This window comes from Kribbella sp. NBC_00359 (assembly GCF_036097425.1).
In the GTDB taxonomy this organism is placed as follows: Bacteria; Actinomycetota; Actinomycetes; order Propionibacteriales; family Kribbellaceae; genus Kribbella.
In genome coordinates this window covers 2527371-2546424 of sequence record NZ_CP107975.1, presented here as the reverse complement: position 1 = coordinate 2546424, position 19054 = coordinate 2527371, and the positions used below count along the sequence as shown (strand labels likewise).

Below are 19054 nucleotides of genomic sequence, written 5' to 3'. Positions count from 1 at the left end.
CCGAAGTTGTCCGGTGGGCCGCGGTTAGAAGTCGAAGCCTAGGCCCATTCGGTCGAGGGTTCGGAGCCAGAGGTTGCGGTGGCCGGCGTGGGCGTCGGCTTGGGACATGGACCAGCGGGTGAGGTGGATGCCGGCGGCGCGGAAGGGCTCGGGTGGGAAGCGGTGGGGGCGCTCGCGGACCATGCGGAGGCGGGTGCGTTCGGTGTCCTCGCCGTACAGGAGGTCGAGCATGACGTCGGCGCCGAAGCGGGTGGCGGCGACGCCGAGGCCGGTGTAGCCGAGGGCGTAGCCGACCTTGCCGCCGTGGGCGGTGCCGAAGAAGGCGCAGAAGCGCGTGCTGGTGTCGATGACGCCGCCCCAGCGGTGGGTGAAGTGCAGACCTTCCAGTTGGGGGAACGTGGTGAAGAAGTGCCGGGCCAGGAGCTTGTGGATGGAGTCGCGCTGCTCGAAGGCCGGGTCGATGCGGCTCGCGTAGTGGTACAGGGGGAGGTAGCCGCCCCAGAGGATGCGGTTGTCGCGGGTGAGGCGGTAGTAGTGGAAGAGGTTGGAGGCGTCGCCGACGCCTTGGCGGTGGCGCCAACCGATGGATGAGAGTTGGGCGGCGGAGAGCGGCTCGGTGACGAGGACCAGGTCGTAGACGGGGACGGTGTACAACCGCAACCGCCGCAGCAGCGAGGGAAACGCGTTGGTAGCGAGGGCGATGTGCTCGGCGCGGACGGAGCCTGTTGCTGTTGCCAACGAGCGGGTGTGCATCCGGTTGACCTGGCTGTTTTCGTGGATGCGTACGCCGAGGTCGAGGCAGGCCTGCCGTAATCCCCAAGCGAGCCGCGCGGGCTCGACGAGAGCGGTGCGGCCGGGGTCGTGCAACGCGCCGAGATAGGTGGGTGAGTTCACCTCGGCGCGGGCCGCGTCCTGGTCCAGCAACCGCACGCCGGAACGCTCCTCGGCTTCCGAAGCCAGCTCGTCCAGGTGATGCGGCGCGGTCGCGACGGTGAGCTCGCCGGTTCGTTGCCAGTCGCAATCGATGCCGAGCCGGGTGATGGCGGCACCGATCGCGTCCAGGTTTTCCATGCCCAGGCGCTCCAGCTCATCCATTTCGGCAGGCCACCGGGCCTGCCCGTTGGCGAAGCCGTGGGTGAGGCTGGCGTCGCAGAAGCCGCCGTTGCGACCGCTGGCCGCGGCTCCGCAGGTGTCCGATTCCAGCAGTACGACGTCCAGCGACGGATACCGCTCCTTCGCCCGCAGCGCCGTCCACAGGCCGGTGTACCCGCCGCCGACCACGGCCAGGTCGGCCTCGGTCCGCCCGAGCAGCGCGGGCGCCGGCTCCGGCGCGGACTTGTCGTCGAGCCAGAAGACCCGCGGTTCGGCGTCTGCGAGCGCCGCGAGTTTCATCGCGCCCGTCGCCGCCGCGTGAGTTCGCCGCCCAGGACGAGGACGAGGGCGAGCAGGAACATCGCCGTACCGACGACGTTGATCTGCGGCGGGATGTCGCGTTGCGCCGAGCCCCAGACGAACATCGGGAACGTGACCGTGGTGCCGGCGTTCAGGTTGGTGATGATGAAGTCGTCGAAGGACAACGAGAAACTCAGCAGCGCCGCGGCCACGATGCCGGGGAGCACCAGTGGGAAGGTGATCCGCCAGAACGCCTGCCACTCGTTCGCGTACAGATCCATCGCGGCCTGTTCGAGCCGGAAATCCATCCCGTTCAGCCGGGCCTTCACCGTCACGACGACGAACGACAGGCAGAACATCACGTGCGCGATCAGCACCGTCCAGAACCCGAGCTGACCGCCGAACCCGCTGGAGACGAACAGCGCGAGCAGCGACGAACCGAGCACGATCTCCGGCGACGCCATCGGCAGGAAAATGAACAAGTTCGTCGCGGACCGGCCGCGGAAGCGGTGCCGCACCATCGCGAAGGCCATCAGTGTGCCCAAAGCGGTCGCGATCACCGTCGCGAGGAGGCCGATCCGCAGGCTGGTGCTGACCGCGTCGCACAGTCCGAACGGCCGGCACGGATGCTGCCAGTTCTGCCACGTGAAGCCGTCGAAGGTGTACGAAAGCTTGCTCTTCGGCGCGTTGAACGACATCAACATCACGACCATGATCGGCGCGAAGAGGTAGAGCAGCACGAGCACGGCGAACATCATGACCAGGTTCCGCCTGATCCAGCGCCCGGCCCTCATACCAGTTCCTCCGTCCCCGAGCGCCACACGTAGACAACGACGAGTAGGACGATCGCCGCCATCAGCGTCACCGACAGCGCGGCCGCGGTCGGATACGCGCCGGCGGCGAACAGGCGCTGGATGTCGTTGCCGATCATCCGCTGCTTCGGCGTACCGAGCAGTTGGGCGTTGATGTAGTCACCGGCCGCCGGGATGAAGGTGAGCAGCGTGCCCGCGACCAGGCCCGGCATCGACAGCGGCAGCGTGACGGTCCGGAACGTGGTGAACGGATTGGCGAACAGATCGCCGCCCGCCTCGATCAACTTCGGGTCGATCCGTTCCAGGCTCGCGTACAGCGGCAGCACCATGAACGGCAGGAAGTTGTACGTCAGCCCGGTGACGACCGCGGTCGTGGTGGCGAGCAGCCGGCCGTCCTGGCCGAGGATGTGCAGCCACTTCAGCGTGTCGACGACGAACCCGTTGTCGCTCAGCAGCAGCTTCCACGACAGCGTGCGGATCAGGAAGCTGGTGAAGAACGGCGCGATCACCAGCGCCAGCATCAGGTTCTTCCACCGGCCGGCCTTCATAGCGATCGCGTACGCCAGCGGATACCCGAGGATCAGGCAGAACGCGGTCGTGATCAGCGAGTACCACAACGACCGGAAGAACGGCCGCGCGTAGTCCGCCATCGCGTCGGCGAAGTTCTGGAAGTGCCAGGTCATCTTGAACCCGGACTCGATCGAACCGTTCGGGTCGTACAGGCTGGCCGCGAGCAACGTCACCAGCGGTACGACGAAGAACAACAGCAGCCAGAGCCCACCCGGGAGAAGCAGCAAGTACGCCGTGAACCGCCGGCCGGACCGTTCGGGCTTGGGAGCCGGGGCCGCGGTGGCCGCGCCCAGCTGGCCGACCGCGCTCATCCGGCACCATCCGCATCGTCGATCTTCTCGACCCCGGCGTGCGCATCCTGCTCCGCGTCCAGCACGAACGTGTGCGACGGCTGCCAGTGCAGATCGACCGCGTCCCCGACGGCGAACGTGTCGCGGGCGCCGGTGTTCTGCTCGAAGACCGTCAGCTCCTGATCCCACGGCAACTTCGCCAGGTACTGCGTACTGACGCCGACGTAACTCACATCGGTCACGAGCGCACCGCGCAACTGGTTCGATCCGTTGCTCTGCTCGGTGCCCGTTCGCGCCAGGAAGACCTTCTCGGGTCTGATCCCCATCCAGACGTCGCCCTCGGTCACCCGGCACCTGGGCAAAGGCACGGTCACCTTGCGTCCGTGCACGTCCACCACGAGGTTCTCGTCGGCCTGGCCGATGATGGCGGCCCGGATCAGGTTGGACTGACCGAGGAAGTTCGCCACGAACGTCGTGGCGGGCAGGTCGTAGAGCTCGGCCGGCGTACCCATCTGCTCGATCACGCCGGCGTTCATCACCGCGATGGTGTCGGCCATCGTCATGGCCTCTTCCTGGTCGTGGGTGACGTGCACGAACGTGATGCCGACCTCGGTCTGGATCCGCTTCAGCTCCAGCTGCATCTGCCGTCGCAGCTTGAGGTCGAGCGCACCGAGCGGCTCGTCCAGCAGCAGCACCTGCGGGCGGTTGATCAGCGCCCGGGCCAGTGCGACTCGTTGCTGCTGGCCACCGGACAGCTGGCTCGGCTTGCGCTTGCCGTACCCGCCGAGCTCGACCAGGTCGAGCATCTCGTCGACCTTCGGCTTGAAGTCCTTGACGCCACGCCGCCTCAATCCGAAGGCGACGTTCTCGAAAATGTCGAGATGCGGGAACAGCGCGTAGTTCTGGAACACCGTGTTGACCGGACGCTTGTACGGGCGCAGTCCGGTGATGTCCTGCTCACCCAGCCGGATCTTCCCGGCGGTCGGCTCCTCCAGACCGGCGACCATCCGCAGCGTGGTCGTCTTGCCGCACCCGGACGGGCCGAGCAGCGCGAAGAACGCCCCCTCCGGCACGGTCAGATCCAGATCGTCGACCGCCCGATGCGCGCCGAATTCCTTGCTGATGCCGGTGAGAACCAAATCGCTGGTCATCTCAGCCCCCGATCGCGAGATTGAAGTCGGTTTCGTAGAGGGCTGCCTTGGCCGTGTCCAGTGGCATGAACGCGGACGTCTTGGCCAGCATCGCCTCGTCGGGGAAGATCAGCGGGTCGTCGACGACGTCGGGATCGACCGTCTCCATCGCCTTCTTGGCGCCGGTGACCGGGCAGATGTAGTTCACCCAGTCGGCCAGCGTCGCGGCGACCTCAGGTTCGTAGTAGTAGTTCATCAGCTTCTCGGCGTTGCCCTTGTGGGTCGCCTTGTTCGGCACCAGCATGTTGTCCGACCAGAGGTTCAGGCCCTCCTCGGGCACCACGAACTTGATGTCCGGGTTGTCGGCCTGCATCGCGATCACGTCCCCGGACCAGGCCTCGCAGGCGGCGATGTTGCCGGCGTTCAGGTCCTGCACGTAGTCGTTGCCGGTGAAGCGGCGGATCTGCCCGGTGCCGACGACGTCCTCGAGCTTCTGCAGCGCCTTGCTCCACTCCGCGTCGTTGAACTTCTCCGGGTTGGCGCCGACCAGCTTGAGCATGAACGACATCGTGTCCGGCATCTCGGAGAGCAGCGTGATGCGGCCCTTCAGGTCCTCCCGGGTGAGCAGATCCGTGAAACTGCCTACTGGCTTGGTGACCTTCGCGTTGTACGCAATCCCGGTCAGACCGCTCTGCCACGGGACGCTGTAGTCGCGGTTCGGGTCCCAGCTCGGCGCCTTCAGCTTGGACAGCAACTGCTTGTCGACGTTCGGGATCTTCGCGTGGTCGAGCTTCTGGATCCAGCCCAGCCCGATCATCCGGGCCGCCATCCAGTCGGTCAGCACGAAGATGTCCCGGCCGCAGGACTGGCAACTGCCGAGCTGGTCACGCACCTTGGCGTAGAACTCGGCGTTGTCGTTCACGTCGGTGGTGTAGGTGACCTTGATACCGGACTGGGTCTGGAACTCCTCCAGTGTCGGCAGCACCGTCTTGCCGTTGACCTTCTCGTCGGACTCGTCCATGTAGCTCGGCCAGTTCGAGAAGTTGAGCGTCTTCTGTTGGGCCGACTCATCGGTACTGATGCAGTCGCCCGCGCTCTGCTTGGCCGCGGGGATCCCACAGCCGGTGAGGACCCCGCCCAGCCCGAGGGCGGACAACGACATCCCCTTCAGCACCGCCCGGCGTCCGATAACAGGCTGGTGACGAGGACTCATTGGACCCCCCTAGAAAGCGTCGTTCGCGGGCGATACTGTCAAACCGGGCCGACATAGACAAGGGATTCCGAAGTTATTCGCCCATTTCGCAACGAATTCCGCTTTGATGACTTGCTTACGCCCGGTGACACTGACAGGATCTCCGCGTGGCAGTACGAACGGGGAACTCCGACAAGAACCAGACGTTGCTCGATGACACCTCGAAGGCGATCATCGAGCAACTGCAGCTCGACGGGCGTCGCTCGTACGCGGCGATCGGCAAGGCGGTCGGCCTGTCCGAGGCGGCGGTCCGGCAGCGCGTGCAGCGGCTGACCGAGGCCGGCGTGATGCAGGTGGTCGCGGTGACCGATCCGCTCGAGCTCGGCTTCGACCGGCAGGCGATGATCGGGATCAAGGCCGAGGGCTCGCTGGAACCGATCGCCGACGAGCTCGCGAAGATGGACGAGGTCGAGTACGTCGTGATCACGGCCGGCTCGTTCGACCTGCTGGCCGAGGTGTTGTGTGAGAGCGATGAGCACCTCCTGCAGGTGCTGTCGGAGCGGGTCCGGCAGATCGACGGCGTGAAGGCGACGGAGACCTTCGTCTATCTGAAGCTGGTCAAACAAACCTACTCCTGGGGTGTGCGCTGAACCTCTGGTCCACGACCACCTCGGCGACCGAACGCCCCGGACTCGCCGGTGACCGGGACGCCGACGTAGCGATCGTCGGCGCCGGGTACACCGGCCTGTGGACCGCGTACTACCTGGCGAAGGCCGATCCGTCGCTGCGCATCGTCGTACTCGAGGCGCACACGGCCGGGTTCGGTGCGTCAGGGCGTAATGGTGGTTGGTGTTCCGCGCTGTTCCCGGTGTCGTCGCGACGGTTGGCGTCGCTGCCGGGATCGAGCCGGGAGGCGGCGATCGAGCTGCACCGCGCCATGCAGGCGACGGTGAACGAGGTGGGCCTGGTCACCGCCGCCGAGGGGATCGACTGCGACTACCACAAGGGCGGGACGATCGTGCTGGCCCGCACGCCGGCGCAGCTCGCCCGCGCTCGCGCCGAGGTGGCCGCCGCTCATGAGTGGGGACCTGGCGATCTCCGGTTTCTCGAGCCGGACGAGGTCGCCGCGCAGGTGCGGGCAACAAAGGTGCTCGGGGCAACATTCACCCCGCATTGCGCGGCGATCCATCCGGGCAGGCTCGTGCGCGGACTGGCAGCCGTGGTCGAACGTCTCGGCGTGACGATCCACGAGCACACGCCGGTGCACACGATCGAGCCCGGTCGCGCGATCACGTCGTACGGCGGAGTGCGGGCGGACGTCGTGGTCCGGGCGACCGAGGGGTTCACACCAGGACTGGCCGGAGAGTCTCGGGCGGTGGCGCCGGTGTACTCGTTGATGGTGGCGACCGAGCCGCTCGATGCCGCCGTGTGGGAGCGGATCGGGCTGGCGGATCGGCCGACGTTCAGCGACCACCGGCACCTGATCATCTACGGGCAGCGGACGGCCGATGGGCGGCTGGCGTTCGGCGGGCGGGGTGCGCCGTACCACTTCCGGTCGCGGATCAAGCCGTCGTACGACGAGATACCGCGAGTGTTCAAGGGGTTGCAGGCGACGTTGCGGGAGCTGTTCGATCTGCCGGATGTTCGGTTCACGCATGCGTGGGGCGGGCCGCTGGGGATACCGCGCGACTGGTGTGCGTCGGTCGGTCTGGATCGCGGGTCGGGGCTGGCGTGGGCCGGTGGGTACGTCGGGGATGGCGTGAGTACGACGAACCTCGCGGGGCGGACGTTGACGGATCTGATCCTCGGGCGGGACACGGGGTTGGTCCGGTTGCCGTGGGTCGGGCATCGGTCGCGGCGGTGGGAGGCCGAACCGCTGCGGTGGCTCGGGATCAACGCGGGGCTGCGCGCGATGACGCTCGCGGACACGGAGGAGCGCGTGACCAGGCGGGAGAGCCGGATCGCGCGGTTGATGGCGCCGCTACTGGGCCACTAGCGTCCGGCCGGACTCCGCCATCAGGGTTGCGAGCGGGAGGCCGGTCAGTTGGATGCTGGGACGCATCCAGTCGTTGAGGATCGGCTCCTCAGTGGCGAGGTGGCCGGCCAGCTCGGTCCGGCTGAGCTCGAAGACGTGGGCCGGGTTGCCGGTGAGGTCGACCACGGTCTGCATCAGGCGGCCGGCCTGGTCCTCCCAGAGCACGTCACCCGCATCCAGGTGGTCCGGCCGGATCAGCAGCAGGTCGACGTCACTGTCCGGATCACCGTCGCCGCGCGCGAGAGCGCCGTACACGCTGGCGTGGACGGGCGGGATCCGCCAGCCGTTGATCTCGTCCGCGAGCCGGCTGATCAACGTACTGCGCAGGTCCGCGAGGAACTCGACCGCGGGGGCGACGAGGTGCTTGCGGTTGAGGCGATAGAGCAACGAATTGCCGACGTCGTCGACATGCACCAGCCCGGTCGCCGCCAGCCGCTGCAGCACGAGCCGGACGCCCGCGACACTCCCCGACCCGGCCAGCTTGTGGATCTGCCGTCCCGACAGCCCTTCTTCACTCCGCGCCAGCACCTGCAGGACCGGCCCGTCCAACGACGGCACCACAACGCTGATCGGGCTCTTGAGATCCATGGTCCACCCAACCTAGCCACCCCCACTCCCACCTCGTAATCAACGTGACGAGTCAGCGACCAGCCCGACTTTGTGCACGGTAGACGCACGCGACGGCTCTGGAACTGCGGACTGGGTGCACAAAGTCGCTGGGTCAGAGGCCCTTCGCGGTCGCGCGCCGGGTTGGGGTGGTGCGGAGCTCGGTGGTGAAGGCGTAGCGGTCGCCGCGGTAGAGAGCGGACGTGTACTCGAGGACGCGGTCGCGGCTGTCGAAGCTGATGCCGTGGATGGCGAGGCAGGGCTGGGTGGTGGGGATGTCCAGCCAGCCGGCGCTTTTCGCGTCGGGCATGACTGGTTCGAGTCTCGACGTACCGCTGACGAGGTCGATGCCGTAGCGGCTCGTGAGTAGGTCGTAGAGGGATCCGTTGAGGTCCTCGGCCTGGAGGCCGGGGACGTAGGCGGCCGGCAGGGTGGTGCGTTCGACGACCATCGGGAGACCGTCGGCCAGCCGGAGCCGGGTGAACGCGATGATCGGATCGCCGACCGGCATCCGCAGCCGGCGGGCCGGGCCCGTTCCGCCTTCTGGTGCCGGAACTCCAGCATCGTGCTGCCCGGCCGCATCCCGCGCCGGCGGATGTCCTCGGAGAACCCGATCATCCCCAGCCACCGCGCCACCTTCGGCCGCGTCGTGTAGGTCCCACTCCCGTGCCTGCGAACCAGCAACTCCTCGATCACCAACTCGTCCACCGCCCGCCGCAACGTCATCCGCGCCACGTTCCACCGCACCGCCAACTCCCGCTCCGCCGGCAACGCCGCCCCCTCCGGCAACGCGTCGACCAACCCCAACAGCAAAGCCCGAACCTCAGCAGCCTTCCCCGGCAACGCCCCACGCATTGCTCTTCTCTAACACCCCCACAACCCCCCGGGAACCCTTTTCACCACGATCTAACCCAATCGCACTAGACCACTTCTCCATCACGAGGAGCGTTCGCGTTGCTGGGACCGCACCCAGGCGGGCGCATCAACTTGAGGTAGCTGGCGACTCCTGCGGTGTGGTGATGCAACTCTTCGTCAGGGTTGTCCCACGTGATGTAGATCCAGAGCGGCCCAGAGCCGTCAACGGTCCCGGCGCCGTACTCGAAGTGGGTGACCCGGTCCCCCTTCTTCAACGTCCACCAACGCAGCTCATCAGTCATCGTCGTCCCCGTGGTGCCATGAGAGTTGGTGCGGTAGGCGAATCAGGTCGTCTTCTCGTGGTGGACGGGGCCGACGCCGGTCGCAGGGAATTCACAACGCCGGCCCCGCCGATCGAGGAGAACGTCTTCATCTCAGCGGCAAAACCATGTGCCCGGGAGATGCATAGACCATGCACACGGCAACGGCCTGTGCAGAACCTGTGCACTCACACCCGAACCACGGAATGGAGCGACTGTTCGCTCTGCCAGCCACCGGCTACTGTGAGTGGTTCAGACCAGTGCTTCTTGAAGAGGCTGCATGAATTCGCCCAACGAGTTGCTCGCCGCGCTGCTGGATGAGGCCGACTGCTCACGAAGTGCCCTCGCGCGCGATATCCGTGCACTCGCCGCAGCCAGAGGGCTTGAGGACGTCCGCTGTGACCATGTCGATGTCGGCCGCTGGCTGAAGGGAATGGTGCCGCGTGGCGCCAAGCCGGTCCTGATTGCCGAGGCACTTGGGCGCCGCCTCGGACGTGCGCTGTCGTTGAGTGATCTGGGCTTCACCTCCGGGCAGCCACTGACGCTTGGCCTGACCTTCTCCGAGTCCCGCGACACGACGATTCGCACTTCTCGCACGCTCTGGACAGAAGACTTGAGACGCTCGGACTTCCTCCGCATGGCAGTAACGGCGGGCACCCTGACCACGCCCATGGCCCGGTGGCTGGTCTCACCGCCAGCCGATCCGCCGTACCGTACGCGGGGGAATCATCGGGTCGGCGCCGACGACGTCGCTGCCGTTCGCGCGACCCTGCAGATGTTCGAACGTCTCGATCATCAGTTCGGTGGTGGTCACGCGCGAACAGCCGCGGTTCAGTACCTCAATGACGCGGTGACGCCGCTACTACACGCGAGTTACGGCGACGCGATAGGACGTGAGTTGTTCTCGGTCGCGGCACAGTTCACCTACAAGACCGGAGCGATGGCGTACGACGTCGGCCTGCACGGACTTGCCCGACGCTACTTCGTCCAGGCTCTGAATCTTGCCCACGCCTCCGGGGATCGCCCGCTAGGCGGGAAGGTCCTCGCGCTGATGAGCCATCAGGCCAACTATCTCGGCGAGTACCGGGAGGCCGTCGATCTGGCCAGAGCAGCGGCCCTAGGGGCGGGCGCGGACGCCACGCCGCGGGTCAAGTCGATGTACGCCGCTATGGAGGCGCGTGGACTGGCCAGCATCGGGGACAAGCGTGCCTGCCTACGGATGATGCGGCGGGCCGAGACTAGTTTCGCGAACGGCGCTGCGGTTGATGAGCCGGACTGGATCGGGTACTTCGATCAGGCTGAGCTCCACGACGAACTGGCGCACTGCTTCACTGCGCTCCGGGCACCCCGAGAGGCCGAACTGCACGCGCACGCCGCGCTCGAACAGTCCATCGACCTGCATCCTCGGAGTCGCACGTTCTGCCGGATCTCACTCGCCACGTCGTATCTTGCCGCGGGCGACGTAGCGCAGGCCTGCGAGACAGCTGGGGAGGCATTGGCGGCTGCGGGCAGGATCAAGTCCGCTCGGGTTCGGAAGTACGTGCGTACCTTCGACAGCACGTTGAACGGTTTCGGGCGGCACCGGTCGATCTCGGAGTTCCGTGAGCAGGCGCGCGAGATCGTGAGCTACGCGTCCTGACGTGTCAGGTGCCCGGTGTCCACAATCTCGGCGCGTCCGGGTTGCGGAGGGAGGCGAGGCGGCGGGTGGCTTCGGGTTTGAGGCGGGGCTCTCGGGCGAGTCTGCTGATCAGCCAGGCGGTCATGCGGAACTCGCGGAGGGCGGCGAAGACGGTGAAGCCGTCCCAGGTCCGTATGTCCCAGCCATAGGCGGTGACGAAGGCGTCGTACTCGGGATCGGTGTACCAGCCGAGTCTTTGGTAGACAGCCGGTACGACGAGATCGAACTCACGCGGGCCGAGGCTGAACCGCTCCAAGTCCAGCAGTACGGCGACTCCGTCCTCCCCGCGGACCGCGTTTTTCCGGTTGGCGTCGCCGTGGATGACGCACACCGGCAGCCCGGCACTCACGTGCGCATATTCGTGCCGAAGTTGATCCAAACGCTCTGCCAGAAAGTGGCGATCGCCGGCTGACAGCGCGGTGTCGGCTGCAGCCAGATGCTCATCGAGCCGAACGAATGGGTCCAACGCCGGGATCTCGAAGTTCGACGGGACCGGCAGCGTATGGAGCTGTCGAAGGAGTCCTGCGAGCTCCGCCGTGCTCGCCATCGACGCATCGGGCACCTCGTGCCAGATCGTCACAACATGTCCGTCGACGGACCACGGCAGGTCGGTCGACTCCAGCGGCTTCACCGCCGGCACGCCCTGGGCCGCCAACCACCGACCCGTGCGGACCTCACGCAGGGCCCGCTGGTACGCCGAGGCACTCGATATCCGAACCACCAACCGGCGCGGCAGCCGGAAGACCGCGTTGTCTGCGACCGGCCCGAGCAACTCAATCTCCGCGTCCTCCAACTCGAGCGTCGCCGCAACAGCCCGAACCACCTCGAACGCAGCTGCCCGATCAACCGCCCCAGCCATGCGTGAAGTCTCTCATCACCGCGGAGGCAGAGGTTGTCCGCGCGCCTCGCCCTTCTCCAACCGCGTACCCAGGCAAGGGCGGTCGTGGAAAACAAGCACACTTGATTCTTTTTGTTGGGCGTGTCAGTGTCGGCTGCACGATCCCCGGCGAGGGAGTGCAGCGTGCAAGTGGACGAAGTGCTGGCTGATCTGTGGGCCGAGAGCGCGGAGCTGGATCGGCTCGTCGGCGGCCTGGCCGCCGACGCGTGGGCGACGCTGACGCCGGCCGAAGGCTGGACGATCGCACATCAGATCGCCCACCTGGCCTGGACCGACGAGGCCGCGCATCTGGCCGCCACCGATCCGGAAGGGTTCAAGGCCTCGCTGCAGAAGGCCGCCGCCAACCCGACCGGCTACGTGGACGAGGGGGCCGCCGAGGGCGCCGTGTTGCCGCCTGACCAGCTCCTGCCGTACTGGCGCGAGACCCGCACCGAGCTCGCCGATGCACTGAAGAAGGTCCCGACCGGTGAGAAGGTGCTCTGGTACGGCCCGCCGATGAGTCCGACTTCGATGGCGACCGCCCGGTTGATGGAGACGTGGGCGCATGGGCAGGACGTGTTCGACGCGCTCGGCGTACGACGTCAGCCGAGCAACCGGCTCCGTCACGTCGCCCACCTGGCCGTTCGCACCCGCGACTTCGCCTACCTGCTGAACGACCGCACTCCGCCGGCCGAGCCGTTCTACGTCGAACTGACCGGGCCGGACGGCGACACCTGGACCTGGGGTCCGGACGAGGCAGCCCAGCGGGTGACCGCTCCGGCGGTCGACTTCTGCCTGCTCGCGACCCAACGGCGGCACCGAGAGGACCTCGCGGTCGAGGCCACCGGCGAGGACGCCGAGGAGTGGCTGGGCATCATCCAGGCCTTCGCCGGTCTGCCGGGGAAGGGCCGCCGACCAGGACAGTTCGCATGACCGGGCCGGCCGCAGACGAGACCGCACCCGACGCGACCGCGCCGATCCGCATCGGCAACGCGTCCGGCTTCTACGGCGACCGGTTCAGTGCGGTCCAGGAGATGCTCACCGGCGGTCCGCTCGACGTGCTGACCGGCGACTACCTGGCCGAGCTGACCATGCTGATCCTCGGCCGGGACCGGCTCAAGGACCCGTCCCTCGGGTACGCGCGGACCTTCCTCAAGCAACTCGAGATCGGCCTGGGCGAGGCGCTCGACCGCGGCGTGAAGATCGTCAGCAACGCGGGCGGCCTCAACCCCGCCGGACTCGCGCACGCCATCGAGCAGCTCGCCGACCGCCTCGGCCTGCACCCGAAGATCGCGTACGTCGAAGGCGACGACCTGCTCGCGCGAGCCGAGGAGCTGGACCTCGGCACCCCGCTGACCGCCAACGCGTACCTCGGCGCCTGGGGTATCGCGGAAGCCCTCCAAGCCGGCGCGAACGTCGTCGTCACCGGCCGCGTCACCGACGCCTCGGTGATCGTCGGGCCCGCCGCCGCCCACCACGGCTGGAAGCGGACGCAGTACGACGAACTCGCCGGAGCCGTCGCAGCCGGCCACGTGATCGAATGCGGCTGCCAGGCGACCGGCGGCAACTACGCGTTCTTCAGCGAGATCCGCGACCTCGGCCGGCCCGGCTTCCCGATCGCGGAGATCCACCCCGACGGCAGCAGCGTGATCACCAAGCACGACAACACCGGCGGCGCGGTCACCATCGACACGGTCAAGGCCCAGTTGCTCTACGAGATCACCGGCGCCCGGTACGCCGGTCCGGACGTCACCACCCGCCTGGACAGCATCGAACTCGACGACGACGGCCCGGATCGGGTCCGGATCTCCGGTGTCCGCGGTGAGCCGCCGCCGCCGACGTACAAGGTCTCGCTGAACAGCGTCGGCGGGTTCCGCAACGAGGTGGACTTCGTGCTCACCGGCCTTCAGCTGGAGGAGAAGGCCGAGCTGGTCAAGGCGCAGCTCGAGCGAGCCCTCCCGAAGCGGCCGGCCGAGCTGCGATGGACCGTGGCCTGGACCGAGAAGCCGAACGCGGACACCGAGGAGGAGGCCAGCGTGTTCCTCCGGTGCGCGGTGAAGGACCCGGATCAGAAGGTGGTCGGCCGGGCGTTCTCCAGCGCCGCGGTCGAGCTGGCGCTGGCGAGTTACCCCGGTTTCCACGTGACCGCGCCGCCGGGCGACGGATCGCCGTACGGCGTCTTCCGGGCCGGGTACGTCGACATCCGCGCGGTGGAGCAGGTCGTCGTACTGCCGGACGGGACGCGGAAGGTGATCGAGCCCGCGGCGGAGACGCAGCCGCTGACCGCGGTCGAGGAGACCGGACTGCCGATGCCGTTGCCCCAGCTCGCATCGAGCGGACGACCGCGGACGCGCGAGATCCCGCTCGGCCGGATCGCCGGTGCGCGGTCCGGCGACAAAGGCGGCGACGCGAACGTCGGCGTGTGGGTGCGGCAGGAGAAGGCCTGGCGGTGGCTGGCGCACTCGCTGACGGTCGAGCTCTTCCAGGAGTTGCTGCCGGAGACCAGGGAGCTGACGGTCACGCGGTATCTGCTGCCCAATCTGTGGGCGGTCAACTTCGTGGTCGAGGGACTGCTCGGCGAGGGCGTTGCCGCGCAAGCGCGGTTCGATCCGCAGGCGAAGGCGGTCGGCGAGTGGCTGCGGTCCCGGTACATCGACGTACCGGAGGTGTTGCTGTGAACGACTTCCGGCCATCCGTCCGGCGCTTCATGGCGGCCGAGGTGCTGCCGCACCTGGATCAATGGGAGCGCGACGGCGAGCTGCCGCGCGAGCTGCACAAGAAGGCCGGTCAGCTCGGGTTGCTCGGGGTCGCGTTCCCGGAGGCCGTTGGTGGTGGCGGTGGTTCGTTGCTCGACGCGCTCGCGGTGGTCGAGGAGATGCACTACGCCGGTGGGTCCGGCGGGCTGGTCGCCTCCCTGCTGACCTGCGGAATCGCCGTTCCCCATATCGTTGCTGCAGGCAACCAGGAGCAGATCGGCCGGTGGGTGCGGCCGACCCTCGACGGTGAGCTGATCGGCGCGCTGGCGATCACCGAACCCGACGGCGGTTCGGACGTCGCCTCGCTCCGTACGACGGCCCGCCGCGAGGGCGACGTGTTCGTCGTGAACGGGGCGAAGACGTACATCACCTCAGGGTGCCGCGCGGACTTCGTGACGACCGCGGTCCGCACCGACGGGCCGGGCGCGCACGGGATCAGCCTGCTGGTGATCGAGAAGGGCACGCCGGGATTCGAGGTGTCGCGCAAGCTGGAGAAGCTGGGATGGCTGTGCTCGGACACGGCCGAGTTGTCGTTCACCGACGTACGGGTTCCGGTGGAGAATCTGGTGGGGACCCAAGGCGGCGGGTTTGTGCAGCTCGCGGTGAACTTCGTCGCCGAGCGGCTGACCCTGGCGGTGCAGGCGTACGCCGGAGCGCAACGGGCGCTCGACCTCACCGTCGAGTGGTGCAGGAACCGGGAAACGTTCGGTCGGCCGTTGATCTCACGGCAGACCGTGCAGCACACGCTCACCGAGATGGCCCGCCGGATCGACGTCGCCCGGGTTTACGTGCACCACGTGGCCGAACGGGCGATGAACGGCGAGGACGTGATCGCCGAGGTGTGCTTCGCCAAGAACACCGCGGTCGAGGCCGGGCAGTGGGTGTGCGACCAGGCGCTCCAACTGCACGGCGGTCTCGGCTACATGCGGGAGGCCGAAGTGGAACGCCAGTACCGCGACCAGAAGATCCTCGCCATCGGCGGCGGCACCACGGAGATCATGACTGGCCTGGCCTCGAAACGACTGGGGTTCACAGCATGAGCAATCGCGAGGCGATGCTGGAGAAGCTGAGCGCGCTCGAGGTGGAGCACGCGAAGGCGCTGGCGGGTGGTGGCGAGAAGTACGTCGCGCGGCACCACCAGCGCGGGAAATTGCTGGCGCGGGAGCGGATCGAGTTGCTGCTCGACCCGGATTCGCCGTTCCTCGAGCTGTCGCCGCTGGCCGGCTGGGGTTCGGACTTCACCGTCGGCGCAAGCCTGGTGACCGGGATCGGCGTGGTCGAGGGGGTCGAGTGCCTGATCACCGCGAACGATCCGACGGTCAAAGGTGGCGCCAGCAACCCGTGGACGCTGCGCAAGGCACTGCGATCCGACGAGATCGCGCGGGCGAACCGATTACCGGTGATCAGCCTGGTCGAGTCCGGCGGCGCGGATCTGCCGACGCAGAAGGAGATCTTCATCCCCGGCGGCGCGATGTTCCGCAACCTGACCCGGCTGTCGGCCGAGGGGATCCCGACGATTGCGCTGGTGTTCGGCAACTCGACCGCGGGCGGCGCGTACATCCCGGGCATGAGCGACTACGTGGTGATGGTCGACGGCGGCGCGAAGGTGTTCCTGGCCGGGCCGCCGCTGGTGAAGATGGCGACCGGCGAGGACGCGGACGACGAGTCGCTCGGTGGCGCGTCGATGCACGCGCGAAAGTCGGGCCTGGCGGACTACTTCGCGGTCGACGAGCAGGACGCGATCCGGCTCGGGCGCCAGATCGTGTCGCGGCTGAACTGGCGCAAGCAGGGTCCGGCACCCAAGCGGTCGTACGACGAACCTCTGCTCGACTCCGATGACCTGCTGGACATCGTGCCGGGTGATCTGAAGATCCCGTTCGACCCGCGGGACGTGATCGCTCGCGTGGTGGACGGGTCGGTGTTCGACGAGTTCAAGCCGCTGTACGGCTCGTCGCTGGCGACCGGGTGGGCCTCGGTGCACGGATATCCGGTCGGCATCCTGGCGAACGCCCGCGGCGTGCTGTTCAGCGAGGAGTCGCAGAAGGCGGCCCAGTTCATCCAGCTGGCGAACCGGGCGAACACGCCGCTGATCTTCCTGCACAACACCACCGGCTACATGGTCGGGCAGGAGTACGAACAGGGCGGGATCATCAAGCACGGCGCGCAGATGATCAACGCGGTCTCGAACTCCACGGTGCCGCACATCTCGATCCTGATGGGAGCGTCGTACGGCGCCGGCCACTACGGGATGTGTGGTCGCGCCTTCGATCCACGCTTCCTGTTCGCGTGGCCGTCGGCGAAGTCGGCGGTGATGGGACCGCAGCAGCTCGCCGGGGTGCTGTCGATCGTGGCGCGGGCGGCCGCGGAGGCGAAGGGGCAGCCGTACGACGAGCAGGCCGACGCCCAGATGCGCGCGTACGTCGAGGGCCAGATCGAAGCGGAGTCGCTGCCGATGTTCTTATCCGGCCGGTTGTACGACGACGGCGTGATCGATCCCCGCGACACCCGAACCGTCCTGGGCATCTGCCTGTCCGCCATCCACTCGGCACCGGTGGAGGGCACCTCCTCCTTCGGCGTCTTCAGGATGTGATGCGCGTGTTCACGTCTGTGCTGGTGGCCAATCGGGGTGAGATCGCTCGGCGGATCTTCCGTACCGCGCGTGCGCTCGGGCTCTCCACGGTCGCCGTCCACTCGACCGCCGACGCGCGGTCGCCCCACGTGGGCGAGGCGGACGCGGCGGTGCATCTGCCCGGCAACACGCCCGGCGAGACCTATCTCCGTGGTGAGTTGATCATCGACGCGGCGTTGCGGGCCGGCGCGGACGCCGTACATCCCGGCTACGGCTTCCTGTCGGAGACCGCCGGGTTCGCGCAGGCCGTGATCGATGCGGGTCTGACGTGGATCGGGCCGCCGGTGGACGCGATCTCGTCGATGGGTTCGAAGATCGAGGCGAAGAAGCTGATGGCTGCCGCCGGCGTGCCCGTGCTCGCCGAGCTCACACCCGCGGAGGTCTCAGCGGACGACCTGCCGGTGCTGGTCAAAGCATCGGCCGGCGGCGGTGGACGCGGGATGCGGGTGGTCTCGCGGCTGGAAGACCTGCCGCGTGAGATCGAGGCGGCCTCGGCCGAAGCGTTGTCCGCCTTCGGCGACGGGACGGTCTTCTGCGAGCGCTACCTCGCGTCCGGCCGGCACATCGAGGTCCAGATCATGGCCGACCGGCACGGCACGATCTGGGCGGTCGGCGAACGCGAGTGCTCCATCCAACGCCGCCATCAGAAGGTCATCGAGGAAGCCCCGTCCCCGCTGGTCGAGCGCATCCCGTCCATGCGCGCCGCACTGTTCGACGCGGCCCGCAAGGCGGCCGCCGCGATCGCGTACGTCGGCGCCGGCACCGTCGAGTTCCTGGCCGACGAGCAGGGCAACTTCTACTTCCTGGAGATGAACACACGCCTCCAGGTGGAGCACCCGGTCACCGAGGAGACAACCGGTCTGGACCTGGTGGAGCTGCAACTGGCGGTCGCCGCCGGCACCCGCCTGCCCAGCGACCCCCCACCCACGACCGGCCACGCGATCGAGGTGCGCCTGTACGCCGAGGACCCGGCGCAGGATTGGCAGCCGCAGACAGGGGTGCTGCGGAGGTTCGAGGTCTCGCCGGACCTGCGGGTGGACTCGGGGGTCGAGAGCGGCTCCGAGGTTTCGCCGTACTACGACGCGATGCTTGCCAAGGTGATTGCGTCCGGGCCGGATCGGGCGGCCGTTGCGCGGCGGCTGGCGGGAGAGCTGCAGCGGGCGCGGATCCATGGGGTAGGCACCAACCGGGACCTGCTGGTGTGGGTCCTGCGGCATCCAGCGTTTCTGGCGGGCGATACCGACACCGGGTTCTTCGAGAAGCACGGCGTCGGCGCCGCGGTCGAAACCCAGGTTGTGCGGGTGTCGGCGCTGGCGGCGGCGCTCGCTGATGCGGCCGCCCGGGTGCCGGTGGTCCGGGTGCCCAGTGGGTGGCGGAATCTGGCATCGCAGCCGCAGCGGAAGAGCTACCGGGCCGGGGACGACACCTACCAGGTCGAGTATCGGCTGACCCGGGACGGATTGGTTGCAGCGGGCAACGTTCAGCTCGTCGACAGTACGGCGGATCGCGTGGTGCTGGCGGTTGACGGCGTACGGCGTACCTTCGAGGTAGCGGCGTACGACGGGCTCGTCTGTGTGGACTCGTCACTGGGGAGCGTCGCGTTGACGCCGGTGGAACGGTTCACGGACCCGTCGCAGCAGGTCGCGGCCGGATCGTTGGTGGCGCCGATGCCGGGGATCGTGATCCGGGTCGGCGTGCAGGTGGGTGACGAGGTCGAACAAGGGCAGCCGTTGCTGTGGCTGGAGGCGATGAAGATGGAGCACACCATCGCCGCGCCGGCCGACGGGATCGTCGGTGCGCTCATGGTCCAGGCAGGACAGCAGGTCGAGGTCGGCGCCGTACTGGCGGTCGTAGGGGAGGAAGAGTGAACGAGCGAAGCGAGATCACCATCAAGCACAGCGCGTTTTGTGCC

General features: G+C 67.8%; 17 protein-coding genes and 1 pseudogene. 8 read left to right on the top strand and 10 right to left on the bottom strand.

The window, feature by feature from the left end; translation table 11 throughout:
- Window positions 1–24 precede the first annotated feature (24 nt).
- Genes OG876_RS12470 through OG876_RS12450 form a run of 5 tightly spaced genes read right to left on the bottom strand, consistent with a single transcriptional unit; the run spans window position 25 to window position 5407 of the window.
- A complete protein-coding gene (locus OG876_RS12470) occupies window positions 25–1392 on the bottom strand; it encodes an NAD(P)/FAD-dependent oxidoreductase (RefSeq protein WP_328524981.1) in 1368 nt (455 codons plus the stop codon).
- A complete protein-coding gene (locus OG876_RS12465; protein WP_328524980.1) occupies window positions 1389–2186 on the bottom strand; it encodes an ABC transporter permease in 798 nt (265 codons plus the stop codon). The genes OG876_RS12470 and OG876_RS12465 overlap by 4 nt, the downstream gene beginning before the upstream one ends.
- Complete coding sequence (locus tag OG876_RS12460) at window positions 2183–3085, bottom strand: ABC transporter permease (protein ID WP_328524979.1); 903 nt, start codon at window positions 3083–3085, stop codon at window positions 2183–2185. The genes OG876_RS12465 and OG876_RS12460 overlap by 4 nt, the downstream gene beginning before the upstream one ends.
- Complete coding sequence (locus OG876_RS12455) at window positions 3082–4215, bottom strand: ABC transporter ATP-binding protein (protein WP_328524978.1); 1134 nt, start codon at window positions 4213–4215, stop codon at window positions 3082–3084. Before OG876_RS12455 ends, OG876_RS12460 begins: the two co-directional genes overlap by 4 nt.
- Before the next feature lies 1 nt (window position 4216).
- Window positions 4217–5407 (bottom strand): polyamine ABC transporter substrate-binding protein, encoded by a 1191-nt coding sequence (locus tag OG876_RS12450; RefSeq protein WP_328524977.1) that lies wholly within the window; start codon window positions 5405–5407, stop codon window positions 4217–4219.
- 146 nt (window positions 5408–5553) lie between these two features.
- On the opposite strand from OG876_RS12450, the gene OG876_RS12445 reads away from it, so the two are divergent.
- Window positions 5554–6036, top strand: coding sequence for an Lrp/AsnC family transcriptional regulator (locus tag OG876_RS12445; RefSeq protein WP_328524976.1), 483 nt, complete (start codon window positions 5554–5556; stop codon window positions 6034–6036).
- Window positions 6021–7382 (top strand): NAD(P)/FAD-dependent oxidoreductase, encoded by a 1362-nt coding sequence (locus tag OG876_RS12440; RefSeq protein WP_328526898.1) that lies wholly within the window; start codon window positions 6021–6023, stop codon window positions 7380–7382. The genes OG876_RS12445 and OG876_RS12440 overlap by 16 nt, the downstream gene beginning before the upstream one ends.
- Here OG876_RS12440 and OG876_RS12435 read toward each other — a convergent pair.
- The 4 genes and pseudogenes from OG876_RS12435 to OG876_RS12425 form a co-directional block, all read right to left on the bottom strand.
- Window positions 7368–8009 carry a nucleotidyltransferase domain-containing protein gene (locus tag OG876_RS12435; protein ID WP_328524975.1) on the bottom strand — a complete coding sequence of 214 codons (642 nt, stop codon included), beginning with the start codon at window positions 8007–8009 and terminating at the stop codon, window positions 7368–7370. The two genes, OG876_RS12440 and OG876_RS12435, sit on opposite strands and share 15 nt — an antisense overlap.
- A gap of 133 nt (window positions 8010–8142) precedes the next feature.
- The gene (locus OG876_RS12430; protein WP_328524974.1) at window positions 8143–8655 is read right to left on the bottom strand and encodes a UTRA domain-containing protein; all 513 of its coding nucleotides are present in this window, start codon (window positions 8653–8655) and stop codon (window positions 8143–8145) included.
- A gap of 35 nt (window positions 8656–8690) precedes the next feature.
- A pseudogene (locus OG876_RS44010) lies at window positions 8691–8882 on the bottom strand (GntR family transcriptional regulator); the annotation flags it as partial.
- A 65-nt stretch (window positions 8883–8947) separates the two neighbouring features.
- Window positions 8948–9184 carry a hypothetical protein gene (locus tag OG876_RS12425; RefSeq protein ID WP_328524973.1) on the bottom strand — a complete coding sequence of 79 codons (237 nt, stop codon included), beginning with the start codon at window positions 9182–9184 and terminating at the stop codon, window positions 8948–8950.
- 298 nt (window positions 9185–9482) lie between these two features.
- Here OG876_RS12425 and OG876_RS12420 point away from each other — a divergent pair, with 298 nt between their 5' ends.
- The gene (locus tag OG876_RS12420) at window positions 9483–10841 is read left to right on the top strand and encodes a hypothetical protein (RefSeq protein ID WP_328524972.1); all 1359 of its coding nucleotides are present in this window, start codon (window positions 9483–9485) and stop codon (window positions 10839–10841) included.
- Window positions 10842–10845: 4 nt separating this feature from the next.
- Here OG876_RS12420 and OG876_RS12415 read toward each other — a convergent pair whose 3' ends face one another.
- Window positions 10846–11739 (bottom strand): aminoglycoside phosphotransferase family protein, encoded by an 894-nt coding sequence (locus OG876_RS12415; protein WP_328524971.1) that lies wholly within the window; start codon window positions 11737–11739, stop codon window positions 10846–10848.
- A gap of 162 nt (window positions 11740–11901) precedes the next feature.
- On the opposite strand from OG876_RS12415, the gene OG876_RS12410 reads away from it, so the two are divergent.
- The 5 genes from OG876_RS12410 to OG876_RS12390 are packed head-to-tail and all read left to right on the top strand — an operon-like array spanning window position 11902 to window position 19010.
- Window positions 11902–12690 (top strand): TIGR03084 family metal-binding protein, encoded by a 789-nt coding sequence (locus OG876_RS12410; RefSeq protein ID WP_328524970.1) that lies wholly within the window; start codon window positions 11902–11904, stop codon window positions 12688–12690.
- Complete coding sequence (locus OG876_RS12405) at window positions 12687–14435, top strand: acyclic terpene utilization AtuA family protein (RefSeq protein WP_328524969.1); 1749 nt, start codon at window positions 12687–12689, stop codon at window positions 14433–14435. The genes OG876_RS12410 and OG876_RS12405 overlap by 4 nt, the downstream gene beginning before the upstream one ends.
- Complete coding sequence (locus tag OG876_RS12400) at window positions 14432–15553, top strand: acyl-CoA dehydrogenase family protein (protein WP_328524968.1); 1122 nt, start codon at window positions 14432–14434, stop codon at window positions 15551–15553. Before OG876_RS12405 ends, OG876_RS12400 begins: the two co-directional genes overlap by 4 nt.
- The gene (locus OG876_RS12395) at window positions 15550–17103 is read left to right on the top strand and encodes an acyl-CoA carboxylase subunit beta (protein WP_328524967.1); all 1554 of its coding nucleotides are present in this window, start codon (window positions 15550–15552) and stop codon (window positions 17101–17103) included. The genes OG876_RS12400 and OG876_RS12395 overlap by 4 nt, the downstream gene beginning before the upstream one ends.
- Window positions 17103–19010: an ATP-binding protein gene (locus OG876_RS12390; protein WP_442914124.1), complete on the top strand. Its 1908-nt coding sequence runs from the start codon at window positions 17103–17105 to the stop codon at window positions 19008–19010. The genes OG876_RS12395 and OG876_RS12390 overlap by 1 nt, the downstream gene beginning before the upstream one ends.
- Window positions 19011–19054: the final 44 nt, after the last annotated feature.